The sequence below is a fragment of the Pseudomonas sp. 43NM1 genome, assembly GCF_002836905.1.
Taxonomy (GTDB): Bacteria; Pseudomonadota; Gammaproteobacteria; order Pseudomonadales; family Pseudomonadaceae; genus Aquipseudomonas; species Aquipseudomonas prosekii.
Genome location: NZ_MKGS01000049.1, coordinates 1 through 9,090, shown reverse-complemented (window position 1 = coordinate 9,090; position 9,090 = coordinate 1). Strand labels below are relative to the sequence as shown.

Below are 9,090 nucleotides of genomic sequence, written 5' to 3'. Positions count from 1 at the left end.
TCAACGCGCACGGCAGCGGCGTGATCTGGGCCGAGCCAATGCTGCTGCGCCGGGCGTTGGCCAACCTGTGTTCGAACGCCATCAAGTACGGCGCGCCAGATTCGGAATTGGTCGTCAGCGCGACGCCCTCCTCCGACGGCATTTTTTTGCGCGTGAGCAACCGAGGCGCGACCATTGCGCCGGAGCATCTGCCGAAATTGTTTGACCGGTTTTATCGCGTCGATGAGTCGCGGGAGCGATCGGCGCAATCGAACGGATTGGGCTTGTCGATTGTGGCGACGATCATGCAGTTGCACAGCGGAAGGTATGGCGTGACCAGCGCGGACGGATTGACGTGTTTTGAATTGTTTTTTCCGGCGCGGGTGTTGGAGGGATAGTTGATTGATCGAAATAACGAGGGGGCAATCCCCTCGTTAATCGCCTGGCGACTAGCCCGGCTTGTGGTTATCCAGTACGCGATTGACCGCTAACTCGCCCATCGTAATCACCCGTTGCAGCACCAGCAGCGTTTGGCGTCGCGGATTCTCCGTCAGGCCGACAAGGTCGTTGACGATGATGCTCGCGGACGCAAATGCATCGCACGCATCGACGAGTAAGGTCTCGTCATCTGCCGACGGGTCGATGGCGAAGATGCTGCTGGGTTTGCGGGGCGCTATCTGCGCTTTCGTCGCCCCGGGGTTCAGGTAGATTTTGAGCGCGCGGTCGGCGGCTGCTTTGATCTTATCGGGGTCGAGATCGAAAGAGGCGTCGTAGGGTACTGGATCGGTGTGCGGCGGATTCGGGGTTACTTTGAACATTGATGAAACTCCACTTAGATAAACGGAGCCATCACCCTCGCTACCAAACGAGAGGTGGCGGCCATGCGTGGGTTGGTAGACCGGTCTAAGCGGGAAACCCGGCGCTCACGAATGAGCCCCACGCATAACCACCATAAAGTCGAGTCCGAGGAATAGGACTACATACAGTGTCGCCATGCATCTACTTAGAAGCGGGCTACCAAACCCGATCACTGCTTTTCAGTGACAAGGAGACGATATAGCCCGTCCCAGAGACGCACAAGCCGGCGGATTCTGTCTTACCCGTAGGCAAGGGCACAAGGTTTTGTAGGCATTGGGACGTAACAGATGGTGTCGTTAAACATGAAGCTGGCAATGGTTAAACGCGCAGAAAGGCTTCCATTGGCTTTGCTAGCTGATCGCGGCAAACGTGGCGTTGATCTCGCGTCATCCGCCCCCGCTCATTTAGTCCCTTTTCAACGCACGGAGTGAGTCGGGTCCAACAGAGAGTGCGTCAAGGTTTGCCAGTTCCGGCAAAAAGCAAATAGAACCGTTCCCTTTATTTCCCAAACCCCAGACAACAAAAAAGGGCCCACCTTTCGGTGAGCCCTTCTAGACCGCCCAGCAGAGCGGATTTTGTTTGGTAGGCGCGATTGGACTCGAACCAACGACCCCCACCATGTCAAGGTGGTGCTCTAACCAACTGAGCTACGTGCCTGCTGTGTGGCGGCATTCTACGGAATTCCGGAGGGGTGTCAACACCTTTTTTCGAGCTAACCCTATGAATATGCAAAATATTTAATTTTGCTGCCGCGACCGGGATTTTCCGGTGGCTGGCGGCGGTTTTTTAAGTCGGGTAGGATCAGGGCACTCGTAAAATATATTAAACAGAGGCAGCAGGATGGCGAACACCCCTTACCCAGAGTCCTATTACGCCGCATCGGCCAATGCGGTTCCGCCGCGCCCGGCGTTGCAGGATGACGTGGAGACTGATGTCTGCGTGATCGGCGCCGGTTACACCGGTCTGTCCTCTGGCCTGTTTCTGCTGGAGAACGGCTTCAAGGTCACGGTGCTGGAGGCGGCGAAGGTCGGGTTCGGCGCGTCGGGGCGTAATGGCGGGCAGATCGTTAACAGTTATAGCCGCGACATTGATGTGATCGAGCGCAGTGTCGGGCCCAAGCAGGCGCAGCTGCTCGGGCAGATGGCGTTCGAGGGCGGGCGGATTATTCGTGAGCGGGTCGCCAAATATAATATCCAGTGCGACTTGAAGGACGGCGGCGTGTTCGCTGCGATCACGGCCAAGCAGCTTGGGCATCTGGAATCGCAGAAGCGCTTGTGGGAGCGCTTCGGGCATACGCAGCTTGAGTTGCTGGATCAGACGCGCATTCGTGACGTGGTGGCGTGTGAGCACTATGTCGGCGGCTTGCTCGACATGAGCGGCGGGCACATTCATCCGCTGAACCTGGCGCTCGGTGAAGCGGCGGCCGTGGAATCGTTGGGCGGCACTATTTATGAGCAGTCGCCAGCGGTGCGCATCGAGCGCGGCGCGAATCCGGTGGTTCATACGCCGCAGGGTAAGGTCCGGGCCAAGTTCATCATCGTGGCGGGCAATGCTTATCTGGGCAATCTGGTGCCGGAATTGGCGGCGAAGTCGATGCCGTGCGGCACTCAGGTGATTACGACTGAGCCGTTGAGCGAGGCGCTGGCGAAGAGTTTGTTGCCGCAGGATTACTGCGTCGAGGACTGTAATTATTTGCTCGACTATTACCGGCTGACTGGCGACAAGCGTTTGGTGTTCGGCGGGGGCGTGGTGTATGGCGCGCGGGATCCGGCGAACATTGAGGCGATCATTAGGCCGAAGATGCTTAAGGCGTTTCCGCAGTTGAAGGACGTGAAGATTGATTACGCCTGGACCGGAAATTTCCTGCTGACGTTGTCGCGTCTTCCGCAGGTCGGACGGCTGGGGGATAACATTTATTATTCGCAGGGCTGTAGCGGCCATGGCGTGACGTACACGCATTTGGCGGGCAAGGTGCTGGCCGAAGCGTTGCGCGGGCAGGCTGAGCGTTTTGATGCGTTTGCGGACCTGCCGCACTACCCGTTCCCAGGCGGGCAGTTGTTGCGCACGCCGTTTGCGGCGTTGGGGGCTTGGTATTACGGGTTGCGGGATAGGTTCGGGTACTGACCAACACCGCGGTTCCGTGTAGGAGCGAAGCTTGCTCGCGAAGAGGTCGTGTCAGACGACATCATTTTTACCTGACGCATCGCTTTCGCGGGCAAGCCTCGCTCCTACAAGGATCAGAGGCGATCGCGGGGGATGCCGCTGCGGATTCGCAGGATGTCGGCCAGGACTGCGAGGGCGATTTCTGCGGGGGTTTTGCTGCCCAGGTTCAGACCGATTGGCGCGTGTATCCGCGCCAATTCGGCATCACCTAATCCACCAATCCGACGCAACCGCTCAAAGCGCTTCTGCGAGGTTTGCATCGAGCCCATTACGCCGATATAGAACGCATCGGTGCGCACCGCTTCCATCATCGCCAGGTCATCAATGCGTGGGTCGTGCGTCAGCGCCACCACGGCGGTGTCGCTGTGGCAGCCGCCGTCGGCGATGAACACCGATGGCAGTTGCCGACGAATCTCGACGCCCGGCAACTCCACGCCTTCCAGCACTTCGTCGCGCGGATCACACAGAATCACCTCGAACCCCAGACCCACGGCAAACTCCGCGCACGCCTGGGCGACGCTGGAATAACCGGCCAGCAGCAAACGCTGAGCAGCGCCGATGCGCACGCGCACTCGATCGATCTCACGTTCGATGCGCGCGCCCTGCTCGCTGTCGGCAAACACGCCGCGCGCACCGCTGGCCAGATCGACCTCGCGGATCAATCGACGCTGGCCGAGCAACGCCGATTGCAATTCGCGCAGGTGCGCCTGAACGTGGCAATCCGCCTCAAGCTTCTCCACCAGCACATCGAGCACGCCGCCACATGGCAGGCTGACCCGCGAACGCGGATCGTCGCCCTCGCCGTATCGCACGACGCTGACGGCTTGATCGAACCCACCTTCGGCAACGCGTTCGAGGAAATCCTCCTCGACGCAACCGCCGGACAGCGAGCCGATCCATTGCCCGTCAACGTTCACCGCGAGCAACGAACCCGGCGCACGCGGCGCCGAGCCGTAAGTCGCGAGCACCGTGCACAACCACACGCGCTGACCGGCGCAAGACCATTCGAGCGCGCGGCGCACCACTTGCAGATCGAGATGCTGCATGTCAGTGCGCCTTGTGCTCGGCCGGCGGCGCGTCAGCCTGCAGCTTCTGCACATCGCCGACCGCCAGTTCACCCGGCTGACCACCCCAACCCTGACGCAGATAATTCAGCAGATCAGTCAGTTGCTCGTGGCTGAGTTTGTCGGCAAAACCGGGCATCGGTTGCATGCGTTCGAACCCGGCGAATTGCTGTTCGCCGATGCCGTCCTCGATCACTCGCAACAGGTTGCGCGGGTCTTCCAGGCGCAGCGTGGTGTTGCCGCGCATGGCCACGGCGATGTGCGGTTTGCCTTCGCCGTCCGGCGCGTGACAACCGGCACAGACGTTGAGGTAATCCTGACGACCGCGCTGGGCGCTCGGGCTCATCTGCGCCAGCGGCACTTCGGTCAACACTTTCGCCGCGGGCGCCGGATCGCCGAGCAGATACGTGGCCATCGCCGCCAGGTCCGGGTCGCTGAGGCGTTGGGTGCTGTTGTGGAACACCGGGAACATCTCGTTGAACATCGTCCCTTGCGCGCTCATGCCGTGCTTGAGGAAGGTGCTCAGGTCCTGATGATTCCAGCCGCGCGCGGCCAGGTCAGTGGCTAACAGACTCGGCGCCAGGTAGCCATTGAGCACGCCGCCGGTCAGGCGTTTGTCTTGTTGCATGGCGCCCGGCAAACCGCGCGGGGTGTGGCATTCGCCGCAATGGCCGAGCACTTCGACCATGTATTCGCCGCGCTTGAACTCGTCGCTTTTGCCGTCGGTCGGCGCCAGTTTCAGGTCTTTGCCATAGAGCATGTTCCAGCCCATCAGGCCCAAACGCACGTTGAACGGAAAGCTCAGGCTGGTCACCGGTGCTGCACGCTCGATCGGTTCGACGGTTTTCAGGTACGCGTGAATCGCGTCGGAATCGGCACGCGGCATCAAGTGATACGAGGTGTAAGGCATCGCCGGATACAAATTCGCGCCATCGCGGCGCTTGCCTTCGGTCAGCGCGGCGAAGAATTCTTCGTCGCTGTACAAACCGATGCCGTGTTCTTTGCTCGGGGTGATGTTGGTGCCGTAGATCGTGCCGAACGGCGAGACGATCGGCAGACCGCCCGCGTACGGCGCGCCGCCCGGTGCGGTGTGGCACGCCACGCAATCGGCAGCGCGGGCGAGGTATTCGCCGCGCTTGACCTGATCATCCGCGTGCACCAGCAACACCGGCGCAGCCAGGCCGACCGCCAAGGTCAGGCGGGAGAGTAAATGCTTCATTTTTAACCCTCCTTGACCAGGCCGAGATCGGTCAGCACGTTGCGCGTCGCGCTGTAATAACGCACGTAGCCGGTGCAGCGGCAAATGTGGTGACCAAGGCTGTCCTCGATGACTTTTTCCAGCTGACTTTTGACGATTGGCTGACGTTGCAGCTTCTCCACCAACACGGTCGCGGCGTTGACGAAACCCGGCGCGCAGTAGCTGCACTGGAAGGCGAATTCATCGACGAAGCGCTGTTGGATCGGGTTCAGTTCGGTGACTTTGCCCTGCTCATCGCAGGTCGCGTGACCTTCGATGGTGCGGACTTTCTTGCCTGCGAAATAGTGCGCGCCGGTGATGCAGGTGCGTACTTCTTCGCTGGTGCCGTCGGGGTTGTCGACGATCACCACGCAGGCATGGCAAATGCCCTGGCCGCAGCCGAGGCGCGAGCCGGTGAGGTTTTTGTATTCGTGCAGATAGTCGATCATCGGCAGGTCATCAGGGATGTCCACCGGGCCGACGGATTGACCATTGAGGGTCAGTTGAAGCGGACGGTTAGCCATTGAGGGCCTCCTTGATGCGCGCAGAAGTGATAGGCAGGTCGCGAACGCGTTTGCCGATGGCGTGGGCCACGGCGTTACCGATGGCGCCGACCACCGGGATCATCACCACTTCGGCGATGCCCTTGGACGGGTCGCTTGGCGACAGCGGCGGCAGAATTTCCGCCGTTTGCGTCCATACCGCCACGTGCCGCGCCATCGGCAAACGGTAACGGTTGAAGTTCCAGTCACCCTCCCCCGGCCCGCCTTCGTACAGCGGCATTTCTTCGAGCAGCGCATGGCCGATGCCCATGGCGATCCCGCCTTCGAGCTGGCCCCTGACCAATTCTTCCACCAGCACCCGACCGCACTCGACCCACGAGTGATGGTTGAGCACCTGCACTTCGGCCGATCCTTTGTTGACTTTCAATTCCACCAGCGTCGCGACCGGGCTGTAGTAAGTCACCGCCGCGTTGTTCAACTGGATGTCCGGGTAATGCGCGTTTTGGCGATCGAGCAGATGGAAACCAGCGCTGGTCATCTGTGCTTTTTTCGCGTTCGGCGCGCCGTCGCCGTACTTCACGGCGAGACCATCGAGTGGCAGGCGCTCGCGCACACCGTCGATGCTGAACTCGGCCTCGGCCCAGCTCCAGCGGTTGAAACCGTGCACGGTCGCGCCGGTCACCAAACCTTTTTCGTGAGCGTGTTTGGCCAGTTGTTCGAAGCTCAGCGGTTGCATGCCGTTGGCGGTGAGTTTGCCGTCGACCCAATGCGCGTCTTCGCGGCGCACCACGTACGGGTTGGCCTGGCCGCCGTAAGGGCCTTGACCCCAGATCTGCAATGCCGCCGGCCACAAGCCGTGGTTGAACAGCACGCGCGCCGCTTCACGGGTGGCGTGGCTGAAGTAGTAAGCCGAGTTGGTCGCCGACGAGGCCGACGCCAGTTTGCCGACCCAGCGCGGGTTGCGCAGGTAACCATCCTGTTCAGCCTGGCTCATGGTGTACGGGTTGCCGCCGGTGAACAGCTGCAACTCTTTCCACTCGGTTTCGCCGGTCTTCACTTCAGTCGCCGGGATGCCGATGAAATCAGCCACCACCAAGGCTTGCGAGGTGGACATGCCGGTGCCGATTTCGATGCCGATATGGCGCAGCGTCACGTGGCCGTCAGCGGTGTATTCGATGCTCGCCATCGGCGCTTCGGAACCGGTGCCGAAGTCTTTCTGGCAGATCGCAAAACCGACGCCATGCCAGTGATCCGGGTCAGCCGCCTCACGTTGCTTTTTGATCGCGTCGCGGTTTTTCCAGACTTCGTGGACCGCAGCCTTGTCGAGAATTTCGTGCAGACGCAAAGCACCGGCAGGGATCGCGCCCTGGGTGTTTTTCATGCCCGACAGCATGGCGTTTTTCTTGCGCAGATCGATCGCGTCGATGCCGAGGCGACCGGCGATTTCATCGACCATCATCTCGGTCGACGCCATGCTTTGCAGGGTGCCGTAACCGCGCATCGAGCCCGCTTCCACGGCGCGCGAATGGTAGGCCGTGACCTGCAAATCGTTCTGCGGCATGTAGTAGATCGACTGCGCCGCTGTGGCGCCAACCGCTGCCACCGAAGGGCTGTAGTTGATCCGCCCGCCGCCGTCGACGCTCATTTCGGCGCGGAAAATCTTGAAGCTGTGATCGGTCTTGTCCACGGCCAATTGGTAGCGGATGTCGAACGGGTGACGCTTGATGCCGCTCTGGAATTGCTCGTAGCGATCATTCGCCAGACGCACCGGTACACCGGCGCCGTACAACGCGGCCAACGCAGCGTAGTAGACGAAAATGTTGTGGTCCTTGGAGCCGTAACCCACGGTGTAGCCCGGGTGCAGGTTGAGGTTGGCGAGGCCGAAACGCGACGGCGCGATCATCTTCGCGGTGTCGGTTGCGGTTTCCAGCGGGCATTGAGTGGCGACGACAAAGTGCAGGGTTTTGGTGGCCGGGTCGTACCAGCCGTTGCCGTTGTCCGGTTCCATCGCGGCGGGTTCGATCGACGGCGTTTTGTAGCGCTCGTCGAAGACCAGCCAGTTGTCCGGCGGCGTGTCGATTTGCTGCTTCATGCGATCGGCGTAGAACAATCCGCGCTCGGTCAGGTTGCCGTGCAGGTCGGGTTGGGAATTCCACACCGGGCGACGGTTTTTCAGCATCGGAAAGAGGATCGAATCCTTGAGGCTGGCGAATTCGTCTTCGTCGCCCGAGGTCGCGCCGCCGACGCGCACGTAGCGGAAACTGCCGTAGGGATCGCCCTCGTAAAACGGCACTTGGGCGCCGTAGCGGATGGCTTTGTCATTGAATTTGAGTTTGGCTTTGGCCTGGCGGAATCGCTCGAAATCGTTCCAGATAAGGATCGCCACCGGGTGACCGATGAACATCGGCACTTTGCCTTCGGGCAGCAGCGGATCAGGCGCGTGCTCTTCCGGAAAGACGATGCCGTCGTTGTCCAGGTCAGCGGCGGTGACGATGCGGTCGGGCTGCAAATCGGCGCCGAGCCAGCTCAGGTCGTAGCCGGCGTAGATGCGGTCAGCCTTGGTGATTTTCAGCAACATGGCGTGGCCCTGCTGCTGCGGCCAGCCCGGCATGTCCTTGGCGCGGATGTCGCGGGCAAACACTTTGCTGCCGCAGACTTTGGACAAGGCATCGTTGCGCGAACGCGCCTTGCCGTTGTTGCCGAGCCATTGCTCGGACGGCACGGTCACGCTGTTTTCCATCAAGGCAGCCAGCGCCTGGGAGCTGAGCGGCGCAAGCGTCACGCTCACACCTGCCACCAACCCGCCCTGAAGGAACGAGCGCCGGGAGATATCACGGTTGGACATGGATCATCCTCTGGACGGTTATAGGTCCGCCCTTCTGGTTATTTTCTGGGGATCTCGAGTCTTGCAGAAGCCCTTCTTGACGAAGCAAAGGGCTGAATTGACAGTGCAAAGCTGACCGAAAGGTTAACTTTAAAGGTTTGCGCTGTTTTAGAAAACAACTCGTTACAAATATCTGACCAAAGAATCAGAAACCGAGGTGAAGCCATCGCGAGCAGGCTCACTCCTACAGGGATTGCGCATGTCCCGAAACCACCGAACCCTGTAGGAGCTGAGCTTGCTCGCGAAGGCGGTGTGTCAGGTGATTACGATGTAGCGGCTGATGGCCTCATCGCGAGCAAGCTCGGCTCCCACAGGGACTGCATGCTGCCTGAGAAGCGCCGCTGACACTGTGGGAGCCGAGCTTGCTCGCGAAGGCGTCAGACCAGCATTGAGCTGCTACCT

General features: G+C 60.6%; 7 protein-coding genes and 1 tRNA gene. 2 read left to right on the top strand and 6 right to left on the bottom strand.

The window, feature by feature from the left end; all coding sequences use genetic code 11:
• Positions 1–377, top strand: a 377-nt coding sequence (locus BI292_RS06810; RefSeq protein WP_256592626.1) for a cell wall metabolism sensor histidine kinase WalK, incomplete at its 5' end; no start/stop codon positions are given.
• 51 nt (positions 378–428) lie between these two features.
• Here BI292_RS06810 and BI292_RS06805 read toward each other — a convergent pair.
• Both BI292_RS06805 and BI292_RS06800 read right to left on the bottom strand, forming a co-directional pair.
• Entirely contained in the window at positions 429–797 is a 369-nt protein-coding gene (locus BI292_RS06805; RefSeq protein WP_101207415.1) for a DUF6124 family protein, read from the bottom strand.
• 620 nt (positions 798–1,417) lie between these two features.
• A tRNA-Val gene (locus BI292_RS06800) sits at positions 1,418–1,494 on the bottom strand.
• Positions 1,495–1,677: 183 nt separating this feature from the next.
• Here BI292_RS06800 and BI292_RS06795 point away from each other — a divergent pair.
• Positions 1,678–2,961: an FAD-binding oxidoreductase gene (locus tag BI292_RS06795; RefSeq protein ID WP_101207414.1), complete on the top strand. Its 1,284-nt coding sequence runs from the start codon at positions 1,678–1,680 to the stop codon at positions 2,959–2,961.
• A gap of 113 nt (positions 2,962–3,074) precedes the next feature.
• Here BI292_RS06795 and BI292_RS06790 read toward each other — a convergent pair whose 3' ends face one another.
• From BI292_RS06790 to BI292_RS06775, 4 genes are read right to left on the bottom strand one after another with little or no spacing between them, the layout of a single operon-like run.
• Positions 3,075–4,046: an XdhC family protein gene (locus tag BI292_RS06790; RefSeq protein ID WP_101207413.1), complete on the bottom strand. Its 972-nt coding sequence runs from the start codon at positions 4,044–4,046 to the stop codon at positions 3,075–3,077.
• 1 nt (position 4,047) lies between these two features.
• On the bottom strand, positions 4,048–5,283 hold the full coding sequence (locus tag BI292_RS06785) for a cytochrome c (protein ID WP_101207412.1): 1,236 nt from the start codon (positions 5,281–5,283) through the stop codon (positions 4,048–4,050).
• A gap of 2 nt (positions 5,284–5,285) precedes the next feature.
• Positions 5,286–5,825, bottom strand: coding sequence for a (2Fe-2S)-binding protein (locus tag BI292_RS06780; protein ID WP_101207411.1), 540 nt, complete (start codon positions 5,823–5,825; stop codon positions 5,286–5,288).
• Positions 5,818–8,649, bottom strand: coding sequence for a xanthine dehydrogenase family protein molybdopterin-binding subunit (locus BI292_RS06775; protein WP_101207410.1), 2,832 nt, complete (start codon positions 8,647–8,649; stop codon positions 5,818–5,820). Before BI292_RS06775 ends, BI292_RS06780 begins: the two co-directional genes overlap by 8 nt.
• Between the last annotated feature and the right edge of the window lie 441 nt (positions 8,650–9,090).